The 25,850-nt window shown below is 64.8% G+C and carries 26 protein-coding genes and 1 tRNA gene; 9 read left to right on the top strand and 18 right to left on the bottom strand.

What is annotated here, in order from left to right:
• Positions 1–168 precede the first annotated feature (168 nt).
• Positions 169–1,116: an RNA polymerase sigma factor RpoH gene (rpoH, locus tag DVS29_RS12840; RefSeq protein WP_118180844.1), complete on the bottom strand. Its 948-nt coding sequence runs from the start codon at positions 1,114–1,116 to the stop codon at positions 169–171.
• A gap of 359 nt (positions 1,117–1,475) precedes the next feature.
• On the opposite strand from rpoH, the gene DVS29_RS12845 reads away from it, so the two are divergent.
• On the top strand, positions 1,476–2,120 hold the full coding sequence (locus DVS29_RS12845; RefSeq protein WP_240655573.1) for an acyloxyacyl hydrolase: 645 nt from the start codon (positions 1,476–1,478) through the stop codon (positions 2,118–2,120).
• Between the two features lie 45 nt (positions 2,121–2,165).
• On the top strand, positions 2,166–2,549 hold the full coding sequence (locus DVS29_RS12850; RefSeq protein WP_118180845.1) for a nuclear transport factor 2 family protein: 384 nt from the start codon (positions 2,166–2,168) through the stop codon (positions 2,547–2,549).
• Positions 2,550–2,660: 111 nt separating this feature from the next.
• Here the strand turns inward: DVS29_RS12850 and leuA are convergent, their stop codons facing one another.
• Positions 2,661–4,328, bottom strand: coding sequence for a 2-isopropylmalate synthase (leuA, locus tag DVS29_RS12855; protein WP_118180846.1), 1,668 nt, complete (start codon positions 4,326–4,328; stop codon positions 2,661–2,663).
• A gap of 504 nt (positions 4,329–4,832) precedes the next feature.
• The gene (gene ybiB, locus DVS29_RS12860) at positions 4,833–5,813 is read right to left on the bottom strand and encodes a DNA-binding protein YbiB (RefSeq protein ID WP_118180847.1); all 981 of its coding nucleotides are present in this window, start codon (positions 5,811–5,813) and stop codon (positions 4,833–4,835) included.
• A gap of 293 nt (positions 5,814–6,106) precedes the next feature.
• Here ybiB and DVS29_RS12865 point away from each other — a divergent pair, with 293 nt between their 5' ends.
• Together DVS29_RS12865 and maiA are read left to right on the top strand one after the other, a co-directional pair.
• On the top strand, positions 6,107–6,805 hold the full coding sequence (locus DVS29_RS12865) for a fumarylacetoacetate hydrolase family protein (protein ID WP_118181005.1): 699 nt from the start codon (positions 6,107–6,109) through the stop codon (positions 6,803–6,805).
• 37 nt (positions 6,806–6,842) lie between these two features.
• Positions 6,843–7,487 (top strand): maleylacetoacetate isomerase, encoded by a 645-nt coding sequence (gene maiA / locus DVS29_RS12870; protein WP_118180848.1) that lies wholly within the window; start codon positions 6,843–6,845, stop codon positions 7,485–7,487.
• A 4-nt stretch (positions 7,488–7,491) separates the two neighbouring features.
• Here the strand turns inward: maiA and ftsY are convergent, their stop codons facing one another.
• Complete coding sequence (gene ftsY, locus DVS29_RS12875) at positions 7,492–8,766, bottom strand: signal recognition particle-docking protein FtsY (protein ID WP_118180849.1); 1,275 nt, start codon at positions 8,764–8,766, stop codon at positions 7,492–7,494.
• Between the two features lie 256 nt (positions 8,767–9,022).
• On the opposite strand from ftsY, the gene rsmD reads away from it, so the two are divergent.
• The 3 genes from rsmD (at position 9,023) to DVS29_RS12890 (ending at position 10,639) form a co-directional block, all read left to right on the top strand.
• A complete protein-coding gene (gene rsmD / locus DVS29_RS12880) occupies positions 9,023–9,649 on the top strand; it encodes a 16S rRNA (guanine(966)-N(2))-methyltransferase RsmD (protein ID WP_118181006.1) in 627 nt (208 codons plus the stop codon).
• A 114-nt stretch (positions 9,650–9,763) separates the two neighbouring features.
• On the top strand, positions 9,764–10,261 hold the full coding sequence (gene coaD / locus DVS29_RS12885) for a pantetheine-phosphate adenylyltransferase (RefSeq protein ID WP_118180850.1): 498 nt from the start codon (positions 9,764–9,766) through the stop codon (positions 10,259–10,261).
• A 114-nt stretch (positions 10,262–10,375) separates the two neighbouring features.
• Positions 10,376–10,639, top strand: a complete 264-nt coding sequence (locus tag DVS29_RS12890) for a YfhL family 4Fe-4S dicluster ferredoxin (RefSeq protein WP_118180851.1) — start codon at positions 10,376–10,378, stop codon at positions 10,637–10,639.
• A 97-nt stretch (positions 10,640–10,736) separates the two neighbouring features.
• On the opposite strand, the gene hisC is transcribed toward DVS29_RS12890, so the two are convergent.
• The 8 genes from hisC to DVS29_RS12930 form a co-directional block, all read right to left on the bottom strand.
• The gene (gene hisC / locus DVS29_RS12895; RefSeq protein ID WP_118180852.1) at positions 10,737–11,813 is read right to left on the bottom strand and encodes a histidinol-phosphate transaminase; all 1,077 of its coding nucleotides are present in this window, start codon (positions 11,811–11,813) and stop codon (positions 10,737–10,739) included.
• Between the two features lie 66 nt (positions 11,814–11,879).
• Positions 11,880–12,482 (bottom strand): aminoacyl-tRNA hydrolase, encoded by a 603-nt coding sequence (pth, locus tag DVS29_RS12900; protein WP_118180853.1) that lies wholly within the window; start codon positions 12,480–12,482, stop codon positions 11,880–11,882.
• Between the two features lie 134 nt (positions 12,483–12,616).
• A complete protein-coding gene (locus DVS29_RS12905; protein WP_118180854.1) occupies positions 12,617–13,249 on the bottom strand; it encodes a 50S ribosomal protein L25/general stress protein Ctc in 633 nt (210 codons plus the stop codon).
• A gap of 171 nt (positions 13,250–13,420) precedes the next feature.
• On the bottom strand, positions 13,421–14,374 hold the full coding sequence (locus tag DVS29_RS12910; protein ID WP_118180855.1) for a ribose-phosphate pyrophosphokinase: 954 nt from the start codon (positions 14,372–14,374) through the stop codon (positions 13,421–13,423).
• Positions 14,375–14,418: 44 nt separating this feature from the next.
• Positions 14,419–14,495 (bottom strand) — tRNA-Gln (locus DVS29_RS12915).
• A gap of 52 nt (positions 14,496–14,547) precedes the next feature.
• Positions 14,548–15,441: a 4-(cytidine 5'-diphospho)-2-C-methyl-D-erythritol kinase gene (ispE, locus tag DVS29_RS12920; RefSeq protein ID WP_118180856.1), complete on the bottom strand. Its 894-nt coding sequence runs from the start codon at positions 15,439–15,441 to the stop codon at positions 14,548–14,550.
• Positions 15,442–15,517: 76 nt separating this feature from the next.
• Complete coding sequence (lolB, locus tag DVS29_RS12925; protein WP_118180857.1) at positions 15,518–16,150, bottom strand: lipoprotein insertase outer membrane protein LolB; 633 nt, start codon at positions 16,148–16,150, stop codon at positions 15,518–15,520.
• A complete protein-coding gene (locus tag DVS29_RS12930; protein WP_118180858.1) occupies positions 16,150–17,991 on the bottom strand; it encodes a tetratricopeptide repeat protein in 1,842 nt (613 codons plus the stop codon). The genes lolB and DVS29_RS12930 overlap by 1 nt, the downstream gene beginning before the upstream one ends.
• Before the next feature lie 88 nt (positions 17,992–18,079).
• On the opposite strand from DVS29_RS12930, the gene mutM reads away from it, so the two are divergent.
• Entirely contained in the window at positions 18,080–18,910 is an 831-nt protein-coding gene (gene mutM / locus DVS29_RS12935) for a bifunctional DNA-formamidopyrimidine glycosylase/DNA-(apurinic or apyrimidinic site) lyase (RefSeq protein WP_118180859.1), read from the top strand.
• Positions 18,911–18,995: 85 nt separating this feature from the next.
• Entirely contained in the window at positions 18,996–20,054 is a 1,059-nt protein-coding gene (mutY, locus tag DVS29_RS12940) for an A/G-specific adenine glycosylase (protein ID WP_118181007.1), read from the top strand.
• A 9-nt stretch (positions 20,055–20,063) separates the two neighbouring features.
• Here the strand turns inward: mutY and DVS29_RS12945 are convergent, their stop codons facing one another.
• From DVS29_RS12945 to DVS29_RS12970, 6 genes are all read right to left on the bottom strand, one after another.
• Positions 20,064–20,696 (bottom strand): LON peptidase substrate-binding domain-containing protein, encoded by a 633-nt coding sequence (locus DVS29_RS12945; RefSeq protein ID WP_118180860.1) that lies wholly within the window; start codon positions 20,694–20,696, stop codon positions 20,064–20,066.
• 39 nt (positions 20,697–20,735) lie between these two features.
• Positions 20,736–21,629: an RNase adapter RapZ gene (gene rapZ, locus DVS29_RS12950; protein ID WP_118180861.1), complete on the bottom strand. Its 894-nt coding sequence runs from the start codon at positions 21,627–21,629 to the stop codon at positions 20,736–20,738.
• A gap of 198 nt (positions 21,630–21,827) precedes the next feature.
• A complete protein-coding gene (gene hprK, locus DVS29_RS12955) occupies positions 21,828–22,796 on the bottom strand; it encodes an HPr(Ser) kinase/phosphatase (protein ID WP_118180862.1) in 969 nt (322 codons plus the stop codon).
• Between the two features lie 106 nt (positions 22,797–22,902).
• Entirely contained in the window at positions 22,903–23,358 is a 456-nt protein-coding gene (locus DVS29_RS12960) for a PTS sugar transporter subunit IIA (RefSeq protein WP_118180863.1), read from the bottom strand.
• 324 nt (positions 23,359–23,682) lie between these two features.
• Complete coding sequence (gene hpf / locus DVS29_RS12965; RefSeq protein ID WP_118180864.1) at positions 23,683–24,042, bottom strand: ribosome hibernation-promoting factor, HPF/YfiA family; 360 nt, start codon at positions 24,040–24,042, stop codon at positions 23,683–23,685.
• Between the two features lie 163 nt (positions 24,043–24,205).
• A complete protein-coding gene (locus DVS29_RS12970) occupies positions 24,206–25,723 on the bottom strand; it encodes an RNA polymerase factor sigma-54 (protein WP_118180865.1) in 1,518 nt (505 codons plus the stop codon).
• Positions 25,724–25,850: the final 127 nt, after the last annotated feature.

Raw genomic sequence — 25,850 nt, forward strand, 5'->3', positions numbered from 1 at the left:
AGTCAAACCGCGCACGGCCTTTCGCGAAGAAAAAATCCGGTTGCGCAGGCACGCGTTTGTGCAGATCGTGAGGCTGATGCAGCAGACGAAAAAAAGCCCTGCTCTGTTTCCAGAGCAGGGCTCGATTTGATGGCCAAACCAGCCGGACGCTTGCGCCGGCTGAAACGCTTACGTGTACTCGGCGAGCGCGCCGCGCATCTTCTTCATCGCGCTCGCTTCGATCTGGCGAATGCGTTCCGCGGATACGCCGAATTCGTCGGCCAGTTCGTGCAGCGTCGAGCCGCCCGAGCCGTCGTCCGCGACGTTCAGCCAGCGCGCTTCGATGATCCGGCGGCTGCGCGCATCGAGCGACTCGAGCGCGGACGCGATGCCGTCGCTGTGCAGCCGGTCGCGCTGACGCGCGGCGAGCACGGCGGTCGGCTCGTTGTGCGAATCGGCCAGATACGCGATCGGCGCGAACGATTCCTCGCCGTCGTCCACCTGGCCTTCGAGCGCGATGTCGCCGCCCGCGAGACGCGTTTCCATCTCGACGACTTCCTCGCGCTTCACGTTCAGTTCCTGCGCGAGGTCGTTCACTTCTTCCGGCGTGAACGACTGCAGGCCCTGCTTGTGGCTGCGCAGGTTGAAGAACAGCTTGCGCTGCGCCTTCGTGGTGGCGACCTTCACCGTGCGCCAGTTGCGCAGGATGTACTCGTGAATCTCGGCCTTGATCCAGTGCATCGCGTACGACACGAGACGCACGTTCTGTTCTGGGTCGAAGCGCTTCACGGCCTTCATCAGACCGATGTTGCCTTCCTGGATCAGATCCGCGTGCGGCAACCCGTAACCGAGGTAATTGCGCGCGATCGACACCACGAGCCGCAGATGCGACAGCACGAGATGGCGCGCAGCGTCGAGGTTGTTGTGCACCCGGTAATCCGTGGCGTATTCGCGCTCCTCCGCCGCGGTCAGCATCGGAATGCGGTTGACCGCCTGGATGTAGGCATCGATGTTGCCCAGCTGGCCGGGCAGCATCTGGAACTGCGACGAGGACTGCGCGAGCGCCAGAGCACCTGCCGGAGCGGCCTTGGCCGACGACGGGCTCAGAGTACTCGGAAGGGTCATTGCGTTGCTCACGTAAGAAACTCCTTTGGACCAGACAAACGTCTGCTCAATCAAGCGACTCCACGGTGGATGTTAGCACTCTCGTCAATCGAGTGCTAATGGTTAGAGTGCGCGGAGGCGTCCGGGTTCCCCATATCCTATCGAAATCTGCCTTCTGATAGACAGTATAGGACGCCTGCAGCTTTTCCGGGATACGCGTAGGATTTCCCCGTCCAGCGACGCTTCCGCCGAGAAAGTTCTAATTTTCTGACCTTTCGGATGACAATTCGTCAGATTTGACGGTGCTGGCTTAGGTCTGATGTTTGCTACCCAATTCCCGCCGTACACATAGCGCGTAAACCGTTGTTTCACAATATTGAGCAACTGGGGCGATGATGGACAAAAACAAGATGCCGTGGCGCGGTTTCGCGCTGCGAGGCGCGCTTGCGCTGACGCTGTCCGGCCTCGCGGGCGGCGCGCTCGCCGATGAGGCCACACCCGCTTCCGCCACGATCCCCAGCACCGAAGCCGCCAACACCTCGACCGACGCGGCGTCCGGAAACCGTTGGGGCATTCAGCTCGGCGCCGGCATCGCCAATCACGATATGAAGAAATTCGACCTCGGCATCGTGTGGGATCCGCATCTGAACTGGTGGTACTTCGGCGGCTTTCACTTCACGGCGGTCGTCGAGGGACACGCGGCGTTGTGGCATAGCACGGCGTCGAACAACGTGAACGGCAACATCGGCGAATTCGGCATCGAGCCGGTGATCCGGATCATCAAGGATTCGGGCGCGATCCGGCCGTATATCGAAGCAGGCGCGGGCGTGCGTGTGCTGACCCACCCGAGAATCACGAGCACCTATACGGTGTCGACGGCGTTCCAGTTCGCCGACATCGTGGGCGTGGGCGCGGAATTCGGCGGCCATCAGCAGTATCTGGCAGGCTTGCGACTGGAGCACGTGTCGAACGCCAGTATCAAAGACCCGAATCCTGGTATAAATTTCACCCAGCTATATCTGCAATACAACTTCTGACGGCGGCCGCGTTCCCGCGGCAGCCTGCGCTCAAGGGGCTGTGCGATGGCGGCAAAGTTGATCGAGGCGATCCGTGAACTTGAACGCGACCGATTTCGCGCGATGGTCGACGGCGATGGGCCGCTGCTCGACGAGCTGCTGTCGGAAAACGTCAGCTACATCCACACCAACGGCAAGCGCGAGACCAAGCAGCAGTTCATCAATGCGATCGCCGCCGGCCGCCGCCGCTACCGGCAGATCGAGATCCAGTCGCAGGAAGTGATGCCGGTTGGCGCAGAGACCTGCGTGGTGACCGGGCGCGCGCTGATCGAGATGGAGGCGAACAACGGCGCGTTGCTGTTTCCGATCGCGTACACCGCGATCCAGGCGCAGGAGGGCGGCCAGTGGCGGCTGGTTGCATGGCAGGCGACGCGCTGCGCGCTCGAATGACGCCGGTCGGCGTATTTCGCGCAGCCGCCTCGTGAGCGACCGCCGGTCGCGGACGGCGGGTTTTGCCGTCCACGTCAGCGCTGTCACCTGCCTTCAACTCAGGTTGCTGGATCAGGCCGCCGCGCGTGGCGTGACCGAGTTCCACACCGACGCATCCGTGCGGTTCACGCTGCTCACGATTGCATCGACGGTTGCTGCCGCATCGTCCGTCGCCACGCCGACGCCGTAGCGCGCCGGCCGGTCGCCCACCCGGCACCCGACGAACACCGCCGCGCGGCCGTCGGCGGTTCGCGCGCTCTCGCAGAACGTCACCTCGATCCCATGTCCCGCCGCCGCGCCGACGACCCCGGCGATTGCGCGCGCATGGGCGTCGTGGGCATCGCCGCGGGCGGCGTCGAACGCCGGCAGCGCGATATCGCGGTTCTGCCAGCGTACTGAGCCGTTACCGACCCGCGCCGCCGGCCCCTTCGTGTCGAAGTACTCGCGCGCGAACAGGCCGCAGATCGCGTCGCCCGTGACCTCTTCGCCGGACGCATCCGCGACCTGCTGCACCGCGTGGCTGAACTCGATCTGCACACGGCGCGGCGGCGTGAAGCCCATGCCACGCTCGATCAGATAGGTCGAGCCGCCTTTGCCGGACTGGCTGTTGACGCGGATCACCGCGTCGTAGCTGCGGCCGACGTCGGCCGGATCGACGGGCAGATAGGGCACTTCCCAGACGGCGTCGTCCTGCCGCTGCGCGAAGCCCTTGCGGATCGCGTCCTGATGCGAGCCCGAGAACGCGGTGTAGACGAGGTCGCCCGCATACGGATGGCGCGGATGCACCGGCAACTGGTTGCAGCGCTCGACGACGCGGCGCACCGCATCGATATCGGAGAAATCGAGGCCCGGATCGATGCCCTGGGTGTACAGGTTCATCGCGAGCGTGACGAGGTCGACGTTGCCGGTGCGCTCGCCGTTGCCGAACAGGCACCCTTCGACGCGGTCCGCACCCGCGAGGATCGCGAGTTCCGCGGCGGCCACGGCCGTGCCGCGGTCGTTATGCGGGTGAACCGACAGCACGATGCTGTCGCGGTACGCGAGGTTGCGGTCCATCCACTCGATCTGGTCGGCGAACACGTTGGGCATTGCCGCTTCGACGGTGGCGGGCAGGTTCACGATCATCTTGCGATCGGGCGTGGGGCGCCACGTCTGCGAAACCGCGTCGCACACTTCGCGCGCGAAGCTGAGCTCCGTCATGCTGAAGGTTTCCGGCGAGTACTGGTAGGTCCACTGCGTGTCCGGCCGGGCGTCCGCATGCGCGCGGATCGTCTTCGTGCCCTCGACGGCGAGCGCCTTCACCTCGTCTTTCGACTGATTGAACACGATCTTGCGGAACGACGGGCAGATCGCGTTGTACAGATGGACGATCGCGCGCGGCACGCCTTCGAGCGCTTCGAACGTGCGGGCGATCAGGTCTTCGCGCGACTGCACGAGCACTTCGATCGTGACGTCGTCGGGAATGCGCTTTTCGACGATCAGCTTGCGGACGAAATCGAAGTCGGTCTGCGAGGCCGACGGAAAGCCGACTTCGATTTCCTTGAAACCGATCGCGACGAGCATCTCGAAGAATTCGGTCTTCTGCGCGATGCTCATCGGCTCGATCAGCGACTGGTTGCCGTCGCGCAGGTCGGTGCTCATCCAGATCGGCGCGCGTTCGATCGTGCGGGTCGGCCACTTGCGGCCGGTCAAGCGGACAGCGGGAAACGGTCGGTACTTCTCAGCAGGGTTGCGCAACATGGTGTGCCTCGTTCGTGATGTCGTGTGCGAAGGGGGGTGGCGTCGGGCGGCTGGCGGGCTGCCACAGGTGCACGCGCCGCCAGCCGGTGGCTAGCGGCAGCAACGAACGGGGACGGACGACGCACGTCATGGCGATGATGACGCCGGCGACGAACGTGACAGAAGCCCATGCAACGTGCATTTGACCCTCGCGATCCGGCCGCACGATATGCGGACGAATACAGACGACTCAGGTTGTGAAGGAACTGCGGTTTGGGGTGAAGCGGAACTGCTGGGAGGACCACGCTTGCGGCCGGGCGGCCACGCACGCGGCGCTACGCCTGGCTTACGCTAGACGTAGCGATAGGGGCCGCGCTAGGCGGCCGGAGATAATTCGGAGGGTGTTCGGAAGGGAACGCATTTTTTTAATGTATGCGAGCCTTCGTTGATCTGTCAACTACGGATTTGCCTGAGGATTCTTGTCGGACGGCGTTGCAACGTGGCGTGGATCCCGCTGATGCAGGGTCAAGCCGCCCGCTTCGAGACTTCCGCGATCAGTTCCACCTGACGCGCGATCGCGGACGGCACCGGCGTGTCGCCCCGCATCACCGCGTCGATCCACGCGGCGGTCGTCGCGGCGTCGCGGGCTTCGGGCAGATCGACGTGCGGCGCATCCGGCGACGAGCGCTCGGCCGTCACCAGCGTTTCGCAGGCGCCGTCGTGCAGCCAGTCGACCTGAACCTGGCGCCGCGTATCCGCGACGGCCTCGCCTTCGGTGCCGCGCGCGAGCAGCGCGCCGCCCTGCGCGACTTCGGCGTGCGCAGCGAACAGTTGCGTCAGGCTTTCGCGATACGGCGGGTGCGTGTAGTTCACGAGTCGCAGCCCGGCCGGCGCGAACGGCTGCAGGATCTTCACGAGCGTGTGCGTGGAATTGCGCACGCCCATCCGGCGGCGGATCGCGAGCAGCCGCGCGAGCTTCGGCGCGAGCACGCCGATCGGCGCGAACGCGAAGCGGCGCGTCGCAAGCTGCGTTTCGATCGTTTCGCGGGAGCTTGCATGCTCGATGCCGAGCGCGGCGAAGATTTCGGCGCTCGTCACACGGCCCGGGTCTTCGGTCACGCCGTGTACCAGCACGGGCACGCCTTCCCGAGCGAGCAGCAGTGCCAGCAGCGGCACGAGGTTCGCCTGCTTGCGCGCGCCGTTGTAGCTCGGAATCGAGACCACGCGGTGATCGCCGGCGGCGACGCGCACGCGCTCGAAGGTGCCGTGCGCCGCGGTCAGCATCGCGTTGAGCTCCTCGGCGGTTTCGCCTTTCAGCCGGTACGCGAGCAGCACCGCGCCGAGTTCCAGATCTTCGACGCGGCCGTCCAGCATCGCGGTGTAGAGCTCGCGTGTGTCGTCGGCGGAGAGCGAGCGGGCGCCGTGCGGGCCGCGGCCGATTTCCTTGATGAAACGGGCGCACGAAAACGGCGTAGTGCCGGCGGGGGTGGCGATCGGATCGGTCATCGTGTGGGGCATGGCGCCGGGCGGGCGGCGCTGTATGAGTGGGTCGCTGGGTGGATCGCTGGGTGGGTCGATTACGTTCCGAGTATCGCATGACCGCGCGAACCGATTCGGCGCTTGTTGGTGCCGCGGTCCGCGGCCGCGCTTTGTCGGATCGTGGCGATGCGATGCATCTTTACCCTGCCCGCCAGCGCGCGGCGCATACGGCGAGGCGTTACACTCGCGTTTTCTATCCGGCCGAACGCGGCGCGCGATCGATGCGCGGCCTCGACGCCGGTCACCACACGGAGAACGCAATGGGCTATGTGTTTGCGCCAGCGCCGGCAGTCGCGGTGCCGGTAGTGGGTTCGGACGACCGCTTTCCGGTGCGCCGCATTTACTGCGTCGGCCGGAACTACGAGGCGCACGCGCGCGAGATGGGCCACGATCCCGACCGCGAGCCGCCGTTCTTCTTCGCAAAGCCGGCCGATGCGGTCGTCTACGTCGCGCCGGGCGAGACCGGCGCATTCCACTACCCGTCGCTGTCGAAGAACGTGCACTACGAGATGGAACTGGTCGCCGCGATCGGTAAAGGCGGTAAAGACATCGCCGCGGAGCACGCGCTCGATCACGTGTACGGCTACGCGCTCGGTCTCGATATGACCCGCCGCGATCTGCAGGCCGAATCGAAGAAGCTCGGCCGCCCGTGGGACACCGCGAAAGGCTTCGACGGTTCGGCGCCGCTCGGGCCGATCCATCCGGCGTCGGAAGTCGGCCATATCAGCGAAGGCGCGATCTGGCTCACGGTCAACGACGAGGAAAAGCAGCGCTCGGACGTGTCGCAACTCATCTGGTCGATCCCGGAGACGATCGCGTATCTGTCGACGCTTTTCGAACTCCAGCCCGGGGACCTGATTTTCACCGGCACGCCTGAAGGTGTCGGCGCGATCGCGAATGGCGACGTGATGAAGGGCGGCGTGGCGGGCATCGGCGAGTTCAGCGTACGCGTCGTCTGACCATCGCTGGCGCAAAGACCGGAGGAGACATCCCACCATGCAGCTCTACGGCTATTTCCGCAGCTCGGCGTCGTACCGGGTTCGCATCGCGCTGAACCTGAAGGGCCTGTCGTACGATTACGTGCCGGTGCATCTGGTGCGTGGCGGCGGCGAGCAGTTCAAGCCGGAGTACCGCCAGCTGAACCCGGACGCGATCGTACCGACGCTCGTCGACGACGGCGCGGCGATCCAGCAGTCGCTGGCGATCATCGAGTATCTGGAGGAACTGCATCCGGAGCCGTCGCTGCTGCCTGGTACGGCCCGGGACCGCGCGTATATCCGCGCGGTGGCGCTGCAGGTTGCGTGCGAAATCCACCCGATCGACAACCTGCGCGTGCTCAAGTATCTGACCGGCACGCTCGGCGTGTCCGACGACGTGAAGAGCGAGTGGTATCGCCACTGGATCGCGGCCGGCTTCGAGACGCTGGAAACGCATCTCGTGGCGGACGGCCGCGCTGGCAAGCTGTGTTTCGGCGATACGCCGACGCTTGCCGATCTGTGCCTCGTGCCGCAGGTGTTCAACGCGCATCGCTTCAAGATCGACACGCAGCCGTACCCGACGATCCACCGCATCTACGAGTACGCGACGCAGCTCGATGCGTTCGCGACAGCGGCGCCGGGCGCGCAGCCCGACGCCGAGTAAGACCTCAGCCGAGCAGCGCGTCCGCGAATTCTTCGGCGACGAACGGCTGCAGGTCTTCCACCTTCTCGCCGACGCCGATGAAGTACACCGGCACCGGCCGCTGACGCGCGATCGCGGCGAGAATGCCGCCCTTCGCGGTGCCGTCGAGCTTCGTCACGATCAGGCCGGTGAGGCCGAGCGCGTCGTCGAAGGCCTTCACCTGTGCGAGCGCGTTCTGGCCGGTGTTCGCGTCGATCACGAGCAGCACCTCGTGCGGCGCGTCGCTCATGGCCTTGCCGATCACGCGCTTGACCTTGCGCAACTCTTCCATCAGATGCAGCTGCGTCGGCAGACGGCCGGCGGTGTCGGCCATCAGCACGTCGATGCGGCGCGCCTTCGCGGCGCCGACGGCGTCGAAGATCACCGCGGCCGGATCGCCACTTTCCTGCGACACGACCGTCACGTTGTTGCGCTCGCCCCAGATCGCGAGCTGCTCGCGCGCGGCGGCGCGGAACGTATCGCCCGCGGCGAGCAGCACGCTCTGGTCGAAGCGCTGCAGATGCTTCGCGAGCTTGCCGATGCTGGTGGTTTTGCCGGCGCCGTTCACGCCCGCGATCATCATCACGAGCGGTTGCGCACGGCCCAGCATCAGCGACTTTTCGAGCGGCTTCAGCAGATCGACGAGCAGTGCGCGCAGCGCCTGCTTGACCTGCTGCGCTTCGGTCAGACGTTCCGTGCGGACCTTCTCGCGCAGCGCTTCGAGCAGGAATTCGGTGGCGTCCACGCCCGCATCCGACATCAGCAGCGCGGTCTCGAGTTCTTCGTACAGGTCCTCGTCGATCTTCGTGCGCACGAAGATGCCGGTGATGTTCGTACTCGTTTTCGACAGACCGGAGCGCAGGCGCGTGAGCCACGAGCGTTTCGCGGCCGATTCGATGGGCGGCGGCGGAACGATTTCGACGGCTTCGAGCGCGATGTCTTCGCTCGCGGTGACGGTGACGGCCGGCTCAGGGCGCGGCGCCGGTTGCGGTGCGCGAGGCGCCGCGGCGGTGGGCGCGGGCGATGGCGCGCTGGCGGGCGGCGGTGCCCAGGCCGGAGCCGCGGGCTGCTCGCGCGCAGCGTCGGCTGCGGCATCGACATCGTCGTCGCTCGCGACATCAGGCGTTTGCGCCAACGATTCGGGCGACTCCGGCGACTCCGGCGACTCCGGCGACTCCGGCGACTCCGGCGACTCCGGCGACTCCGGCGACTCGGCTTCGGGTCCCTTCGACCCCTTGAAACGTTTGAAAAAGCTGAACATGGTCTGGCGTGTAGAGAGCGCGTGCCGGCGCCGGCGGCCGGTGACAGCGAACGGCGGCGCGGCGGGGAGCAGGGCAATGCGGGATGCAAGGCGCTTGAAGGCGGACATTTTATCAGGCGCACCCGACGCCGTCGTGGCGGCCGCCGGTCGCTTGCGCGCGACACGCTGTGGTAACGTGGTCGCTCCGGCCCGGAATTTCGCAATCCGACTCGAACGGCGATGTTCGCGGGCGTTTTTACCTGCATTGTCGATCCGCATGACCCGTTCTTCTTCTTCACGCGCATCGTCGCGAGCCGGCGGCGCTCAGGCGGCCGGCGGCAAACCGCACGCGATCCGCATCATCGGCGGCGACTGGAAGCGCACGCCGTTGCCCGTACTCGACCTCGACGGGCTGCGGCCCACGCCGGATCGGGTTCGCGAGACGCTGTTCAACTGGCTCGGCCAGCGGCTGGACGGCCAGCGCTGCCTCGACCTGTTCGCCGGCAGCGGTGCGCTCGGCTTCGAAGCCGCGTCACGCGGCGCGGCGCGGGTGCTGATGGTCGAGCGCAACGCGCGGGCCGCGCAGCAGTTGCGCGCGAACCAGGCGCGCCTCGAAGCCCGCCAGATCGAAGTCGCCGAAGCGGACGCGCTGCGTCTCGCCGCGAATCTCGCGCCGGCGTCGTTCGACGTCGTATTTCTCGATCCGCCGTTCGGCGACGACCAGCTGGACCGTGTGCTCGAACTGGCCGTGCCGCTCGTCGCGGTCGACGGATTCCTCTACGTGGAGTCCGGCCGCGCGCTCGATCTCACGCAAACCCCCGCGCTGGAGGGCTGGAGCGTGGCCCGTCAGGGTAAAGCCGGAGCGGTTCACTATCATTTGCTGCACCGCGAAAATGAGGAATAATGCGCGTTCGATAACAAGCGCCGGACGGTTCGCCGTCACGCGCGCGACAGGCGGCGGCTCGGCACCCAGCGGGTGCGCGCCGGCGCTCTCACTGGTCAGAAGAGGAGAAGTCTCATGGTAGTCGCCGTGTACCCGGGTACGTTCGACCCGCTGACGCGCGGTCACGAGGATCTCGTGCGGCGCGCGTCGAGCATTTTCGACACGCTCGTCGTCGGCGTGGCCGACAGCCGCGCCAAGAAGCCGTTCTTCACGCTCGACGAACGGCTCGCGATCGCCCATGAAGTGCTGGGCCACTACCCGAACGTGCAGGTGATGAGCTTCAAGGGCCTGCTGAAAGACTTCGTTCGCACGAACAACGCACGCGTGATCGTGCGCGGGCTGCGCGCGGTGTCCGACTTCGAGTACGAATTTCAGATGGCGGGCATGAACCGCTATCTGCTGCCCGACGTCGAGACGATGTTCATGACCCCGTCGGATCAGTACCAGTTCATCTCGGGCACGATCGTCCGCGAGATCGCGCAGCTGGGCGGGGACGTCAGCAAGTTCGTGTTTCCGTCGGTGGAGAAGTGGCTGGTTGACAAGGTCGCGGCGCACGGTGGACCGGCGGCCTGAACGGCGCGGTTGATCGCGGTTGCCGCTGCACCGTGGCGCCAGCGCCAGGCATGGGCGGCGCATCCGGCGTAAACTAGCGTTTTATGGTGTGAGCCGCCGGGAAGTGAGAGAAGTATGGCCTTGATGATTACCGACGAGTGCATCAATTGCGACGTGTGCGAGCCCGAGTGCCCGAACGACGCGATTTCGATGGGCCCGGAAATCTATGTGATCGACCCCAGCAAGTGCACCGAGTGCGTCGGGCATTTCGACGAGCCGCAGTGTCAGCAGGTGTGCCCCGTCGAGTGCATTCCGCGCGATCCGTCGCACGCTGAATCGCCTGAGCAGCTGCTCGTTAAATATCGCGCGTTGCAGGCGCAAAAGGCGGAGGGCGGTTGAGTTTGCATTGAAGTCGACCGGTATCCGATTCGCGCGTTGAATGACAAAGCGGACCTTCGAGGTCCGCTTTGCTTTTGATGCTTGTGTGCCCGGCTATCTATTCAAGAATCGCGCGCAGGCCATCCAGCAACTGGCGGCATTCGTCGTCCGTGCCGACGGTGATGCGCAGATGCTGCTCGATGCGCGGCTGCCTGAAGTGACGCACGATGATCTCCTTCTCCCGCAATGCCGCCGCAAGCGCGGCCGCATCGTGCTTGGGGTGACGCGCGAACACGAAGTTCGCCTTCGACGGAATCACGTCGAAACCCAGTGCCTCGAGTCCTTCGGTCAGCTGCTCGCGGCTCGTGATCACCTTCGCGCAGGTTGCGCGGAAGTACGCGTCGTCTTCGTATGCGGCGGTGGCGGCGGCCTGCGCCAGGCGGTCGAGCGGATACGAATTGAAGCTGTCCTTCACGCGGTTCAGCGCTTCGATCAACGCCGGATGGCCGAACGCGAAACCGACGCGCATGCCCGCGAGCGAACGCGCTTTCGACGCGGTGTGCACGACGAGCAGGTTCGGATACCGGTCGATCAACGCGACCGCCGATTGCGCGCCGAAATCCACATACGCTTCATCGACTACGACGACCGACTCCGTATTCACGTCGAGCATGCGCTCGATTTCAGCGAGCGGCAACGCGCGGCCGGTGGGTGCGTTCGGATTCGGAAACAGCACGCCGCCGTTCTGGTTCGCGCGCGCCAGATAGTCGTCGATGCGGATCGCGAACTGGTCGTCGAGCGGCAGCGTTTCGACGCGCACCTCGTAGAGTCGCGCGTAGGTCGGGTAGAAGCTGTACGTGATGTCCGGGAAGAGCAGCGGCTTGTCGTGCTTGAGCAGCGCCTGGAACACGTGCGCGAGGACTTCGTCCGAACCGTTGCCGACGAACACCTGATCCGCGTGGATGCCGTGATGCGCGGCGACCGTCTCGCGCAATTTGCGCGCGGTCGGGTCCGGATAGCGGCGCAGCGAATCGCCATGCGAGCCTAGTTCCTGTGCGATGGCTTCGCACACGCGCGGCGACGGCGCGTACGGGTTCTCGTTGGTGTTCAGCTTGACCGGGTGCGCGAACGCGGGCTGTTCTCCGGGTACGTACGGCGTCAACCGATCGACGATATCACTCCAGTAGCGGCTCAAGCGACCTCCTGTCTGACGTGGTGCGGTTGTGACGTGGTGCTGTGGTGCGAAGCGCCGGGGGAAGGGTTACGGCTGTCGATGCAGCTGCATCATCGCGCGTTCGAGTTCGCCCTTGACCACCATCGGCATGACCGCGAGCGAGCGCTCGATCGACGCGTCGATCACGTCCTGCTCTTCCTTGCGCGGCGGCTTCAGCACGAAGTTCGCGACATCCGGCTTCGCACCGGCGCGCGCGCTTTCGGGAATCAGGTCGCGCGGATGACCGATGCCGATCCGCAGCCGCCAGTACTGCTGCGACGACAGATGCGCGGAGATGTCCTTCAGGCCATTGTGACCGCCGCTGCCGCCGCCGAGCTTCAGCTTGACGGAGCCGGGCGGCAGGTCGAGCTCGTCATGCGCGACGAGGATCTGGTCCGGCAGGATCTTGAAGAAGTGCGCGAGCGCGACGACCGATTGCCCGGACCGGTTCATGTACGTCTGCGGCTCGAGCAGATGCACCTCTTCGCCGTGCAGACGCGCTTTCGCGTAGAAGCCGTGAAAGCGCCGCTCGTCGCGCAGCGTGGTGCCGGCTTCGCGCGCCAGTTGATCGACCAGCCAGAAGCCGGCGTTGTGGCGAGTCGCGGTGTATTCGGCGCCCGGATTCCCGAGCCCGACAATCAGCTTGATCATGATGGTTAAGCCGGCTGCTGTGAGCGTGGTGAACGTTGGGTCGACAAACGAAAAAAAACCCGCCGGGGCGAACCGCGGCGGGTCACGTCGTCCGTTCTGTCAAACGGATCGAGAGGATACCGCTTACTTGCCAATCAGGCAGCCGGCGTTTCGCCGCCTTCTTCTGCTGCTGCGCCGCCTGCTGCGGCTTCGTCAGCAACGACGCCAGCCGGGATTGCTGCTGCCGCGAGAACCGGGTTTTCCGCGTCGATGTGCGCAACGAGTGCGACGCCCTTCGGCAGCGAAACGTCCTTCGCGTGGACCGATTGACCTGCTTCGATCTTCGCCAGATCGACTTCGATGAATTCCGGCAGGTCAGCCGGCAGGCATTCGATTTCCAGTTCGGTCACGACGTGCGAGATCACCGCACCGCCCAGCTTCACAGCCGGATTCGTTTCCTGGTTCATGAAGTGGAGCGGCACCTTGGTGTGCAGCTTCTTCTTCGCATCGACGCGCTGGAAGTCCACGTGCAGCACGAGCTGACGGAACGGGTGGTATTGCACGTCACGCAGGAGCACCTGCTGCGACTTGCCGGCCACTTCCAGGTCGAGGATCGACGAGTGGAACACTTCCTTCTTCAGCGCGTGCCACAGCGCGTTGTGATCGAGTTCGATCAGTTGCGGTTGTGCATCTGCGCCGTACACGATACCCGGGGTCTTGCCCGTGATACGCAGGCGGCGGCTCGCACCCGTACCTTGCTTGCTACGCTCGAAAGCGACTACTTTCATGTGAATCTCCATTGCACTGCCCGCGACCAGGCAGTAAAAACAGGGGCCTTCACACCATTGGGTGGAGGCCCCGGACTTGCGGCACAGACCTTCGTCCGTCCATGCCGATTGTGCGCAGGCGTTGCATCAGGGATGCAGCGCCTGCGCAAATGCTTGTGCTTATTTCGCCGCTTATTCCGCGAACAGCGACATCACCGAATCGCCGCGGCGGATGCGCGAGAACGTTTCGGCGAGCAGACCGGCGCTCGTCAGCGAGCGGATCTTCGAGCACGAACGCGCTTCTTCGCCGAGCGGGATCGTGTCCGTCACAACCAGTTCATCCAGCGACGACGCCGCGATCCGCGCGCCCGCGCCACCCGACAGCACCGGGTGCGTGGCGTACGCGAACACCTGCTTCGCGCCGCGCTCCTTCAGCACCTGCGCGGCCTTGCACAGCGTGCCGGCGGTGTCGACCATGTCGTCCATGATCACGCAGGTACGGCCTTCGACTTCACCGATGATGTTCATCACTTCGGCGACGTTCGCCTTCGGACGACGCTTGTCGATGATCGCGAGATCGCAGTTCAGCTGCTTCGCCAAGGCCCGCGCACGAACCACGCCGCCGACGTCCGGCGACACGACCATCAGGTCTTCGTAGTTCTTCTGGCGCAGATCGCCGAGCAGAACCGGCGTTGCGTAAATGTTGTCGACGGGAATGTCGAAGAAGCCCTGAATCTGGTCGGCGTGCAGATCCATCGTGATCATCCGCTCGACGCCGGCGATTTCCAGCATGTTCGCGATGACCTTCGCCGAGATCGCGACACGCGCGGAACGCGGACGGCGGTCCTGGCGCGCATAGCCGAAGTACGGGATGGCTGCGGTGATCCGGCCGGCGGATGCGCGCTTCAGCGCATCGACCATGATCATCAGTTCCATCAGGTTGTCGTTCGTCGGAGCGCACGTGGACTGGAGGACGAAGACGTCCTTGCCGCGCACGTTTTCCTGGATCTCGACCTGGATTTCACCGTCGGAGAAACGGCTGACCATCGCCTTGCCGAGGGGAATACCGAGGATTTTGACGACTTCCTGTGCAAGCGCGGGATTTGCGTTGCCAGTAAAAACCATCAGGCCGTCATGGCTACTCATCGTGCACCTGCTTCAGGCTGGAGGCGAGGGAAAGCGAGAATGTTTGGCAGGGGAGGAAGGACTCGAACCCTCGCATGCCGGAATCAAAATCCGGTGCCTTAACCAACTTGGCGACTCCCCTACACTTAACTTGAGCTTCGCCGGCCATGTAGGTGCAACCGGCGATGCAAAAACTATGTCGCGAAAGCGAAGAGTGGATGCTGATCCGAACTAGCCGTGACTGCGCTGTTCCAGCCGGCTGGCAGACGGGCTTGCACCGCTTCTGCTTCGCCCCGGTTCTGAAATGCCGCGAATACGCTGGCTCCAGATCCGGTCATCCGCGCTGGTGCGATGCTGGTTGATACGTCATCAAACCACTTCAGCACCTGCGCAACTTCCGCGTATTTTCCCACGACAACCTGCTGCATGTCATTCCGGCCAAAACTGTCAGGCCAACCTGCGCTGCAACTATGTTGTGCAAGAAAGTCCGTAATTGTGAGGGGTTTTGAATCTCTTGTCAACGATTGATCGGAAAAAATCGCTGCAGTTGGAACATGCACCCTCGGCGTCACCACAAGGAAATAACGCGGCGGCAATTGTACAGCCTGAAGTGCTTCGCCAACACCCTCGGCGTAGGCATTTTTTCCGAACACGAAGAACGGCACGTCCGCGCCCAGCCGCAGTGCGAGCGCCTGCAATTCGGCGCGCGGCACGTCGAGTCGCCACAGGCGGTTGAGCGCGAGCAGCGTGGTCGCGGCATCCGAACTGCCGCCGCCCAGACCCGCGCCCATCGGCAGGCGTTTTTCGATGTCGATCTCGACCCCTTCGCGGGTGCCTGTGTGCTCTTTCAGCAGCCGAGCCGCGCGCACGGTGAGGTCGTCGTCGGCGGGCACGCCGGGGATGTCGGTCGTGCGCGTGATGCGGCCGTCGCCGCGCCGCGTGAAGTGCAGCGTGTCGCCCCAGTCGAGCAGCTGGAACACCGTCTGCAGCGAGTGATAGCCGTTCGGCAACCGGCCGGTGATGTGCAGGAAGAGGTTCAGCTTCGCCGGCGCGAGACAGTCGCGCAGCGAATCGGTCGTTTCGTTCATGAGTCGGATGAGGCGAAAGCCGGCACATCGACGCGCGCCGCGCTAAAGCGGCCGCGCGCGACGTGTGGCCGGCAGGTCACTGGTCCAGCACGAGCTTGATATCGAGCGGCGGTTCCGAGCGGCTCAGGTTCAACCGCTTGACGCCAGTTGCGGGCGGATCGGCATAGGCCAGGTAGTCGATCGTCCAGCCGTCCTGCTGGATCTCTTTCAGATGGGTGCTGTTTGCCGGATCGGGCGTGGTTTTCGCGCGCGATGTGGGCGCAACCGAAGGCTGCAGCCAGTAGCGCAGGCCTTCCACCGGCAGCGCGAAACCGAGCGCGTTCTGCATCAGCGTGGACACGTTGTCCGCGGTGAGCGGCTGACGGTTCGGCAGTTCGAGCGTGGCCGACGCCGGCGACGACGTGACGATCGCGAGCGTCTGCCCCAGCGGATTACGCAGCTGGACCGTGACGGTATCGCCGGTTTCCTGCCAGTCGAAGTTGCCGTACGCGTTGCGCTGCTGACCGTTCTGGTCGTTGTACTGCACTGCGAAGCGCCCGTGATAGGCGCGCGACGTTTGCGCGGTGACCGCGGTGGCGGCGTTCGACGTGGTCGGTCCTTGCGGTTTGATGGACGCGCAACCGCTTAGCACAACGACGGCAGCGGCCGCGAACCCGAACGCCGCGCGGCGCAGCGTTCGGCTGAGACTGTGAGAGCTCGGAAAATGCATCAGAGATCGTTCACCTGAAAGCGTTTCAGCGTTTTGATGAGCGTGTCGTTGTCGGGTTCCAGTTTGCGTGCTTCGCGCCATGCGGCGCGCGCCTGCTCCTGGTCGCCGTTTTTCCACAGCACTTCGCCGAGATGCGCGCCGATTTCGGCGTTCGGCTGAAGGTCGTACGCGTGACGCAGGATCTTGATCGCGTCCGTCGTGTCGCCCATCCGATACTTCACCCAGCCGACGCTGTCCATGATGAACGCGTCGTTCGGTGCGAGCGACGAAGCCTTCTCGATCAGCTTGTCCGCTTCCGGCAGACGCTGGTTGCGGTCCGCGAGCGAATAGCCGAGCGCGTTGTACGCCTGCGGATTGTCGGGCTGCGTGCGGATCAGCTTGCGCAGTTGCGTCTCCATCAGATCGTAGTGGCCGTTCTTTTCCGCGGCCATCGCGTAGTCGTACGTGAGATCGGGGTCGTCCGGGAAGTCTTTCACCGCGTCCGCCAGCCGCGATTCCGCTTCCGGATAGCGCTTCGCATCGAACAGGATCGACGCGTCGGTGCGGGCGATCAGCGCCTGGTCGTGTGGATCCGGCGATTGCAGGCCCGCGAGCAGCTTGCGCGCGTCGTCCACCTTGCCCTGCTTCGCGAGCAGTTGCGCGCGCGTGATCTGCGCCGGCAGGTATTGCTGGCTGCCCGGAGGAATCTTGTCGAGCCAGCTGAGCGCACCGTTGGTGTCGTTCTGTTCGACCGAGATCTGCGCGAGATAGAGATACGCCTGGCTCGGATCGGCGCCCGGCGTCTTCTGCGCCTGCGACGCGTACTGCGTCAGAAACGACTGCGCATCGCTGAATTTCCTCTGCTGGATCTTGATCAGCGCGAGCGCCATCAGCGGCGTGAGATCGCTGCTGTTGTTGCTGTGCATGACCTCGAACTGTTTCTGCGCGTCGTCCAGACGATCGCTTGCGAGATAGAGCTGCGCGAGCGCGAGCCGACCGTCACGCGACTTCGGGTTCTGCTGCACGAATTTTTCGACCGACGCAATGCCTTCCGCGCGCGCTTCCGGGCCCATCTGCGACAGCATCAGCGCTGCCGGCAGGTAGTCGGGCTTGAGCTTCAGCGCCTGTTCCAGCGACTTGCGCGCGCCCGCCGCATCGTCTGCCACGAGCTGCTGACGGGCCATCGCAAGCTGCGCTTCCGGGCGGTTCATGTCGTCTTTCAGCAGGTCCTGCAGGACCTTCTGGCCGCCCGCATGGTTCGGCCCGCGCGATAGCAGCACCTGCAGCGCGAGGATCGCGCTGCCGCGGTTGTCCGCCGGCACCTTCGCGAGTTCGCGGCCGAGCAGCGCTTCGGCGTCTTCCGGCTTGCCGGACAGCACGAGCAGCGACGCATCGAGCTGCGAAGCGCGCTCCGACGACGGCGCGTACTGCTGCCACAACTGCGCGGCGGTGAGCGCATCGCTCGGGCTTTGCGCGGCGAGCGCAATTTCGGTGGCGCGCTGGGCCATGCGCGGGTCATGCGTATCGCGCGCGAGCGCGAGATAAGTCTGATACGCTGGCGCCGGCTGATCGCGCTGCAGCGCGACTTCGGCGGCGAGGACCTGGAACACGATCTGGCTCGTCAGGTCGACGTTCGGCAGGTCTTTGGCTTCGTCGGGGCTCATCGGGCCGAAAGCGTCCGGCATTGAAACCGACGTGTCGTCCGTGTCCGGGGACTGGTCCTGCGCGTAGGCTGGAGCGAGCGCGAACGCCCATGCCGCGATGACGGCGGCGCCGAGTGCACGGCGGGCGGAAACGGCGCGCGGAACGACCGACGCCTGGGTTGCGCGCTTGAAAAGCTGCTTCACGAAGGACACGTTCATGGAAATCCGTTGGAGGTTTCGGACGATTGTAACGCGGTCGCTACAATAAGCGCACCAACCGTCCCCGCAAGTAACAGACCAGTTAGACATGCCTGAGTTGCCAGAAGTCGAGGTTACCCGAAGAGGGATCGAGCCGTACGTAGCGGGACGTCGCGTCGAGCGCGTGGACGTGCGCACGGCCGCATTGCGCTGGCCCGTGCCGGCCGATCTGCCGCAGCTTCTGCGCGGCCGCGTGGTGCGCCATGTCGCCAGACGCGGCAAGTATCTATTGTTCGAAGTGGAGGCAGGCTGGTTCATCGTCCACCTCGGCATGACGGGTACGCTTCGCGTACTGCGCAATGTTCCGCACCCGCCGGCGGCCGCGAAGCACGACCACGTCGACTGGATCTTCGACGATTTCATTCTGCGCTTTCGCGATCCGCGCCGCTTCGGCGCGATCCTCTGGCATCCGCGCGAAGCGGGAGACGTGCTCGGTCATCCGCTGCTCGCGAGTCTCGGCATCGAGCCATTCACGCAGGCGTTCTCGGGCCTCCTGATGCACCGCAAGACGCGCGGCCGAAAGGTCTCCGTCAAGCAGGCGCTGCTCGCGGGCGACATCGTTGTGGGCGTGGGCAACATTTACGCATCCGAAAGCCTGTTTCGCGCGGGCATCCGGCCGACCACGCCGGCCGGCCGCGTGTCGCTCGCGCGTTACGAACTGCTCGCGGAGGCCGTGCGCGCCACGCTCGCCGCGGCGATCGACAAAGGCGGCAGCACGCTGCGGGATTTCGTCGGCAGCGACGGCGAGAGCGGCTACTTCCAGCTCGACTATTTCGTCTATGATCGCGCGGGCCTGCCTTGCCGCGTCTGCAACACGCCGATCCGCCAGATCGTGCAGGGGCAGCGCTCCACCTACTATTGCCCGACCTGCCAGCGCTGAATCGCCAACCGCCATGTACGTCACTCCGAAAGCCGCGCGCGCGTTGCGCGAGGCCGCAGTCGAAGCCCCCGTTTCACCCGCGCCGCTGCCGGAGTTTTCCGTGCGCCTGATCGCGTGGCAGCGCCAGCATGGCCGTCATGACCTGCCGTGGCAAAAGACCCGCGACCCGTACCGGATCTGGCTGTCGGAAATCATGCTGCAGCAGACCCAGGTCTCGACGGCGACGCCGTACTACCTGCGTTTTCTCGCGCGTTTTCCGGACGTCGCCGCGCTCGCGGCCGCGCCGCTCGACGACGTGATGGCGCTTTGGGCCGGCCTCGGCTACTACACGCGCGCGCGCAATCTGCATCGCTGCGCGCAGGTGGTCGTCGAGCAGCACGGTGGCGCGTTCCCTTCGACGGTAGATGGGCTCGCCGAACTGCCCGGTATCGGGCGCTCCACCGCGGCGGCGATCGCGTCGTTCGCATTCGGTGCGCGCGCGACGATTCTCGACGGCAATGTAAAGCGCGTGCTGGCGCGCGTGTTCGGCGTCGAAGGTTTTCCCGGCGACAAGAAGATCGAGAACGCGATGTGGACGCTCGCCGAATCGCTGGTGCCGGCCGACGGCAGCGACGACGACGTCAGCGCCTATACGCAGGGCTTGATGGATCTGGGCGCGACGCTCTGCACGCGCGGCCGGCCCGATTGCGCGCATTGTCCGTTCGCGGACGATTGCGTCGCGAATCTCACCGGCCGTCAGCGCGAGTTGCCGGCGGCCCGTCCGAAGAAGGCCGTGCCGACGCGCCGCACCTGGATGCTGGTGCTGCGCGACGGCGAGCGCGTGATGCTGGAAAAGCGTCCGCCGTCGGGCATCTGGGGCGGTCTGTGGAGCTTGCCGGAAGCGGGCGGCGAAGCGGCGCTCGCGGAGCGCGCGCGTAATCTGGGCGCGCGTGACGAACCGTCGCCGCTGGCGCCGTTCAGTCATACGTTCACGCATTTCCGGCTGGATATCGAGCCGCGGCTCGTCGAAGTCGATCGCGCGGTTGCGCCGCGCGAGATCGGCGACGTTGAAACCGCGTGGGTCGAACCGAAGGAACTCGACGCGTACGGTGTGCCGGCGCCGGTGCGCAAGCTGCTTGACGGCTTGCGCGGGTCGCTGCTGTGAGGTGAGCGGCTACAGCAGCTGATGCTGCTGCATGTAGTGATGCACGACGTCGATGCGCGCGCCCGCGTCTTCGAGTTCCATCAGCTTTTGCCGCGCGCGCAACGCGATCGGCAGCACTTCGGCGAGACGGTTCGACACCCATGCCGGATCGTCGAGCCGGAACGGTTCCGCAAACGGCAGGTTGTCTGCATCGCGTTCGCGGATCGTCGAGATGATGCGTTCGAGCACCTCGGCACACGCGCCGAATTTCGCGAGGCGGTCGCTGCCTTCGAGCGGGATGTCGTCGGGAATCGGCTCGGCCATGCCGACCAGCAGCCCGCTCGCCTCGACGCGATGCGACAGCAGCCGGAAGCGCCGCGTGCCACGCGCGCGGATCAGCAGCATGCCGAACGTTTCCACGTCGCACTGATCGATTTCAGCGAGACATCCCACGTTTTCCGGCACCGACGGCTCGTCGGGCGATGCGACCTCGCCGCCGCTTTTCAACATCAGGACCCCGAACGGTACCTCTTCGCGCAGACACTCTCGCACCATGTCGAGATAGCGCGCTTCAAAAATCTTCAGCGGCAGGAGACCATCGGGAAACAGCACCGTATGCAGCGGAAACAGCGGCAGATCGGCAAGCACGGAGGACGTGGGCATGGCGCAACGCTTCGGTTAAAGGCCGCGCGATGCGGCCGGTTAAGCGACGAGCTTCGATGATTCGCCGACGTCGATCGGCGCATCGCGATGCCGCACAATCACGTTCGCCTGACCAGCCAGACGTGCGGCGAGCGTCTGGGCGATGAACACCGAACGGTGTTGTCCACCGGTGCAGCCGATCGCGACGGTCAGATAACTGCGGTTATCGTCGCGGAAGTGCGGCAACCATTTGGTGAGGAATGCTTCGATATCGTCGATCATCTGATGCACGACCGGCAACGCGTCGAGAAAATCGATGACCGGCTGATCGAGACCGGTGAGCGGGCGCAGCTCGCGGTCGTAATACGGATTCGGCAGCGTGCGGACGTCGAACACGAAGTCCGCATCGAGCGGCACGCCGCGCTTGAAGCCGAACGATTCGAACATCAGCGCGAGCCCGCTGTGCTCCTGCTCGATGAAGCGCTTGACCCACGCGCGCAGCACGTTCGCGCGCAGGTTGCTGGTGTCGATCTGATGGCCGAACTCGGCGAGACCGGCAACGAGTTCGCGCTCGCGCTCAATCGCTTCTTCCAGCGAGGTCAGCACGCCGACGTCGGCATCGTGCGCCGGCGTGCCCGACAGCGGATGGCGGCGGCGCGTTTCCGAGAAGCGCTGGATCAGCGACTGCGTGCTCGCGTTGAGGAACAGCACGCGCACGTCGTGCTGCGTGGACAGATCACGGATCATCGCGGGCATTTCGTCGAGCGAGCCGCTCGAACGGGCGTCGATGGCGACGGCAAGGCGCTCCTGGCCACCGTCGGCGAGATAGGCTGCGAGTTGCGGCAGGAACCGCGGCGGCAGGTTGTCGACGCAGTAGTAGCCTGCGTCTTCAATCGCGTTCAACGCGACCGACTTGCCGGAACCGGAGATGCCGGTGATCAGGACAATGCGCATGGAAATCGTCGGAATCCGTTCGTTTCATCATAGCATCCAGACCGCGCGGCTGCGCCCACGCATCGATGCTTATCGACGGATGGTGCGGGCTGGCGGTCTGGTCCGGCGCGCCGTGGACGGGCGCGTGCGGCCACGTTAGCGCCGCGAAGTGACAGCTGGGTGTGCCGGCGGCTAACGCTGCGCAGCGGCGGCGCACTGCTAGATGAGCTTGCCGGGGAACTGGCTGTCCGGGTCCTGCATCGCGAGGCGCTGGCGATCCATGAAATCGCGCAGGGTATCGATGCCGCGCAGCTGCAGGATCGTGTTGCGCACGGCGGCCTCGACCAGCACCGCGAGGTTTCGGCCGGCCGCCACCTGGATCGTGACCTTGCTGATGGGCAGGCCGAGCACGTCGACCGTCTGGCTTTCGAGCGGCAGTCGCTGGAATTCGCCGTCCGGGCGGCGCACGAGCTGGACGATCAGCTTCAGCTTCATTTTCCGGCGCACGGCCGTTTCACCGAAGATCGTCTTGATGTCGAGCAGGCCGAGGCCGCGCACTTCGAGCAGGTTCTGCAGCAGCGGCGGGCAGCGTCCTTCGACGAAATCCGGGCCGAGCCGCACGAAATCCACCGCGTCGTCCGCAACCAGGCCGTGGCCGCGGCTGATCAGTTCGAGGCCGAGTTCGCTCTTGCCGAGACCCGAGTCGCCGGTCAGCAGCACGCCCATGCCGAGGATGTCGAGGAATACGCCGTGCAGCGTCGCGCGCGGCGCGAGAATGCGCGACATGTAGAGCCGCAGGCTGTCGATCACCGCCGCTGGCGACATCGGCGTCGTGAAGAGCGGCGTGGACGAGCGGGTGCAGCGCAGCACCAGTTCCGGCGGCGCGGCGACGCCGCCCGCCACGACGAGGAACGGCGGCTCGAGTGCGATCAGCTCGGCCATGTGACGCGAGCGGTCTTCTTCGCTCTGCCGCTGGTAGTAGTTGGTTTCAGCGTCGCCCAGCACCTGGATCCGGTTCGGGTGGATCAGGTTCAGGTGGCCGACCAGGTCGGCGCTGGATGTTGCCGTGGCGACGGTTTCGGCCGAGAAACCGCGTTCCCAGCCCTCATGACCGGTCAGCCAGCTGAGCTTCAGCGCCGCAGCGTTGTCGTCGAAAATGCTCTGGGCGTTGATGCTGGACGTATCCATGAATCCCTGGCTCCAATGTGGGACGTCGGTCCCGCCGGCTAGATGTGCTTTCGCGTTTCGCCGCGCCGCGTGGCGCTCGCCCGTGCCGCGGCTGGCCGCCGATGCGTCAAGGTTGCCACTGGGTCAGCAGACGATGCAATGCTTCGCGGTCCTCTTCCGTGTGCAGACGCTCGCGGGCGTCGCGGTCGGACAGCAGCTGGGCGATTTCGGACAGGATTTCGAGGTGCTGCTGGGTGGCCTGCTCAGGCACGAGCAGGAAGATCAGGAGCGACACCGGCTGGCCGTCCGGCGCTTCGAACGGGATGGCTTCCGCGAGGCGCACGAACGCGGCGAGCGGCTGCTTCAGGCCCTTGATCCGGCCATGCGGAATGGCGACGCCTTCGCCGAGTCCTGTCGAACCGAGGCGTTCACGCGCGAAGAGATTGTCGGTAACCGTGCTGCGGGCGACGCCGTTCTGGTTTTCGAAAATCAGGCCCGCTTGCTCGAAGACGCGTTTCTTGCTAGTGACGGAAAGCCCGAGAACCACGTTTTCGAGCGGAAGAAATTTGGCTAAACGATTCATGTTGGCAGGCTTAAGCGTGGCCTGAAATTCCTTCGCCGTGGCGGCAGGGCGGCGTTTGATACCCCATTCGATACCTTATCCGGTACTCGCCACGCAGCACACGGTGACTGGCTGCGAAGCCCGCATGCGCGCGACTTCCGCAAAATGACCCCGAAACAGACCGAAACATTATAGAACAGCGCGAAACAGGATGGTGCGGCGCGCCATCGCATTGTTTAGAGCACCTGTTTAGCTGCTGTGCCAGACCGCGCCAGGTGCCTGGGACGCCATAACGAAAAACCGCCCTCGGCGGGCGGTTTCGTCAGGCTGGAACCTGCTCGTGCGTCACTGCGGCGGCACTTCTGCCTGCGGCGCGATCGGCTGGTACTTGATCGCTTCGTGCTGGTGACCCTGGAGACGGTCCTTGTGACGCAGCACCTGTCTGTCCAGCTTGTCGATCATGAGATCGATCGCGGCGTACAGGTCGCTGTCGCAGCTTTCCACGAAGATGTCCTTACCCTTCAGATGCAGGTTGATTTCAACCTTTTGTCTCTTTTCCTTTTCCTTGTGGTTGTCGACCGAGAGGACCACATTGCCATCGATCACCTGATCGAAATGTCTTAGCACCCTGTCCAGTTTGGTGATCACGTATTCTCGCAACGCTGGCGTGACTTCGAGATGGTGTCCACTGATCTTCAAGTTCATAGTGCTTCTCCAGGCTGGTGGCCACGTGCTCCGCGCGCAGCGAAGGCGGTCGAACCACACCTGCCTGAGCCGACCCCCGTTGGGCTGCCTGGCAGATCATGTCGGCCAGCCTGTCCGCTGATTGCGGCGCGGCCGGAACACACCCGCCGCGATCAACGGCGGGCTAAAGAGACTTGCGCAAATTGACTGCCGGGATCTTGAGCGCTTCGCGGTATTTGGCGACGGTGCGCCGCGCGACCACGAAACCCTGTTCCGCCAGCAGTTCGGCAATGCGGCTGTCTGAAAGGGGAGATTTCGGGTTTTCCGCTCCTATCAGTTGCTTGATGAGGGCGCGAATGGCCGTGGAAGAGGCCGCGCCACCCGTGTCGGTCGATACGTGGGAGCCGAAGAAGTACTTGAACTCAAGCGTCCCGAAGGGTGTGAGCATGTACTTGCCGGTTGTCACACGCGAGACAGTCGACTCGTGTAGGCCCAGCGTATCAGCTATTTCCCGCAAAACCAAGGGGCGCATGGCAATTTCGCCGTGCACAAAAAAGCTCTTCTGGCGCTCGACGATGGCCTGCGCGACGCGCAGGATCGTTTCAAACCGCTGCTGGATATTTTTGATCAGCCAGCGCGCTTCCTGCAGCTGCTGGCGCAGCGAGCCGCTGCCCGGATCGCCGCGGTTATTGCGCAGGATGTTCGCGTACAGATGGTTGATGCGCAGCTTCGGGACCACGTCCGGATTCAGCTCGGCCTGCCAGCCCTGGCCGGTTTTTTTGACCATGATGTCGGGCACGACGTAGTCCGCTTCGGCCTTGCCGTACGCAGCGCCGGGGAACGGTTCGAGCGAACGGATCAGCGTGTGGGCATCGCGCAGGTCGTCGTCGTTGGCCTTCAGCTGTTTGCGCAGACGCGTGAAATCGCGGGCGGCGAGCAGTTCCAGATGATGGGCGACGATGTCGAGCGCGAGCGTGCGCGTGGGCGACGAAGGCAGTCGCAGCAACTGCAGCTTCAGGCACTCGGACGCGGAGCGCCCGCCTACGCCAGCGGGATCGAAGCTGTGCAGCAATGCGAGCGCGGCATTGAGTTCGTCGAGATCGACTTCGAGCTCGTCAGGCAGATCGGCAAGGATTTCGTCCAGCGTTGCGGTGAGATAGCCGTCGTCGTCGAGCGATTCGATGAGGAACGTGATGAGCGCCCGGTCGCGCGCGCTTGCCGAGGTTTCACGCAACTGCGCGGTGAGGTGATCGCGAAGACTGGTGGAGGATTCGTGGATCTGCAGCGGCGGCAGATCGTCATCGTCCGATGCGGCGCCGGAGCGGCCGTAATCGTCGAGGTTCCATTGGCTCCCGTCGCCGTTGCTGTCCGCGCCGAGCGAGTTGTATTCGTCGACGCCCGCCGGTTCGCCGGACTCCGCACCGTCGCCGCTCGAGGAGGCGGACGACGTGGACGATGCGCCGCTCATCGGCTCGTGCACGGTGGTGTTCGGTGTCTGCGCGATCACCGAGCCGTCCGCTGCGACACGCAGCGGGCTCGCGATCCAGTCGTCTTCGTTCTCGAGCAGCGGATTCTGCGAGATCGCCATCGCGACTTCCTGCTGCAGTTCGAGCGTAGACAGCTGCAGCAGCCGGATGGACTGTTGTAGTTGGGGTGTCAGCGCAAGATGCTGCGACAGGCGGAGTTGAAGGCTGGCTTTCATGGCGGGTTCAGAAACATTGTAGAGAGTTTGCCATGAGTTCGATACGTTGCAACATTCGCAAAAACGTGCGTACCGCCCGGACAGGCGCGACGGCGCCACGCGCGGACCTCGCCGCGCATGACGCAAT

It is taken from the genome of Paraburkholderia phosphatilytica (assembly GCF_003443895.1).
In the GTDB taxonomy this organism is placed as follows: domain Bacteria; phylum Pseudomonadota; class Gammaproteobacteria; order Burkholderiales; family Burkholderiaceae; genus Paraburkholderia; species Paraburkholderia phosphatilytica.

What these genes read in the sequence shown, in the direction of transcription:
- leuA (WP_118180846.1), bottom strand. Translation starts at nt 4,328, where the DNA reads ATGTTGCGCAACCCTGCTGAGAAGTACCGACCGTTTCCCGCTGTCCGC.
- DVS29_RS12850 (WP_118180845.1), top strand. Translation starts at nt 2,166, where the DNA reads ATGGCGGCAAAGTTGATCGAGGCGATCCGTGAACTTGAACGCGACCGA.
- rapZ (WP_118180861.1), bottom strand. Translation starts at nt 21,629, where the DNA reads ATGCGCATTGTCCTGATCACCGGCATCTCCGGTTCCGGCAAGTCGGTC.
- mutM (WP_118180859.1), top strand. Translation starts at nt 18,080, where the DNA reads ATGCCTGAGTTGCCAGAAGTCGAGGTTACCCGAAGAGGGATCGAGCCG.
- pth (WP_118180853.1), bottom strand. Translation starts at nt 12,482, where the DNA reads ATGATCAAGCTGATTGTCGGGCTCGGGAATCCGGGCGCCGAATACACC.
- maiA (WP_118180848.1), top strand. Translation starts at nt 6,843, where the DNA reads ATGCAGCTCTACGGCTATTTCCGCAGCTCGGCGTCGTACCGGGTTCGC.
- coaD (WP_118180850.1), top strand. Translation starts at nt 9,764, where the DNA reads ATGGTAGTCGCCGTGTACCCGGGTACGTTCGACCCGCTGACGCGCGGT.
- DVS29_RS12905 (WP_118180854.1), bottom strand. Translation starts at nt 13,249, where the DNA reads ATGAAAGTAGTCGCTTTCGAGCGTAGCAAGCAAGGTACGGGTGCGAGC.
- lolB (WP_118180857.1), bottom strand. Translation starts at nt 16,150, where the DNA reads ATGCATTTTCCGAGCTCTCACAGTCTCAGCCGAACGCTGCGCCGCGCG.
- hprK (WP_118180862.1), bottom strand. Translation starts at nt 22,796, where the DNA reads ATGGATACGTCCAGCATCAACGCCCAGAGCATTTTCGACGACAACGCT.
- DVS29_RS12930 (WP_118180858.1), bottom strand. Translation starts at nt 17,991, where the DNA reads ATGAACGTGTCCTTCGTGAAGCAGCTTTTCAAGCGCGCAACCCAGGCG.
- hpf (WP_118180864.1), bottom strand. Translation starts at nt 24,042, where the DNA reads ATGAACTTGAAGATCAGTGGACACCATCTCGAAGTCACGCCAGCGTTG.
- DVS29_RS12945 (WP_118180860.1), bottom strand. Translation starts at nt 20,696, where the DNA reads ATGCCCACGTCCTCCGTGCTTGCCGATCTGCCGCTGTTTCCGCTGCAT.
- DVS29_RS12865 (WP_118181005.1), top strand. Translation starts at nt 6,107, where the DNA reads ATGGGCTATGTGTTTGCGCCAGCGCCGGCAGTCGCGGTGCCGGTAGTG.
- DVS29_RS12890 (WP_118180851.1), top strand. Translation starts at nt 10,376, where the DNA reads ATGGCCTTGATGATTACCGACGAGTGCATCAATTGCGACGTGTGCGAG.
- ispE (WP_118180856.1), bottom strand. Translation starts at nt 15,441, where the DNA reads ATGAACGAAACGACCGATTCGCTGCGCGACTGTCTCGCGCCGGCGAAG.
- ybiB (WP_118180847.1), bottom strand. Translation starts at nt 5,813, where the DNA reads ATGACCGATCCGATCGCCACCCCCGCCGGCACTACGCCGTTTTCGTGC.
- ftsY (WP_118180849.1), bottom strand. Translation starts at nt 8,766, where the DNA reads ATGTTCAGCTTTTTCAAACGTTTCAAGGGGTCGAAGGGACCCGAAGCC.
- DVS29_RS12960 (WP_118180863.1), bottom strand. Translation starts at nt 23,358, where the DNA reads ATGAATCGTTTAGCCAAATTTCTTCCGCTCGAAAACGTGGTTCTCGGG.
- DVS29_RS12910 (WP_118180855.1), bottom strand. Translation starts at nt 14,374, where the DNA reads ATGAGTAGCCATGACGGCCTGATGGTTTTTACTGGCAACGCAAATCCC.
- DVS29_RS12970 (WP_118180865.1), bottom strand. Translation starts at nt 25,723, where the DNA reads ATGAAAGCCAGCCTTCAACTCCGCCTGTCGCAGCATCTTGCGCTGACA.
- DVS29_RS12845 (WP_240655573.1), top strand. Translation starts at nt 1,476, where the DNA reads ATGATGGACAAAAACAAGATGCCGTGGCGCGGTTTCGCGCTGCGAGGC.
- rsmD (WP_118181006.1), top strand. Translation starts at nt 9,023, where the DNA reads ATGACCCGTTCTTCTTCTTCACGCGCATCGTCGCGAGCCGGCGGCGCT.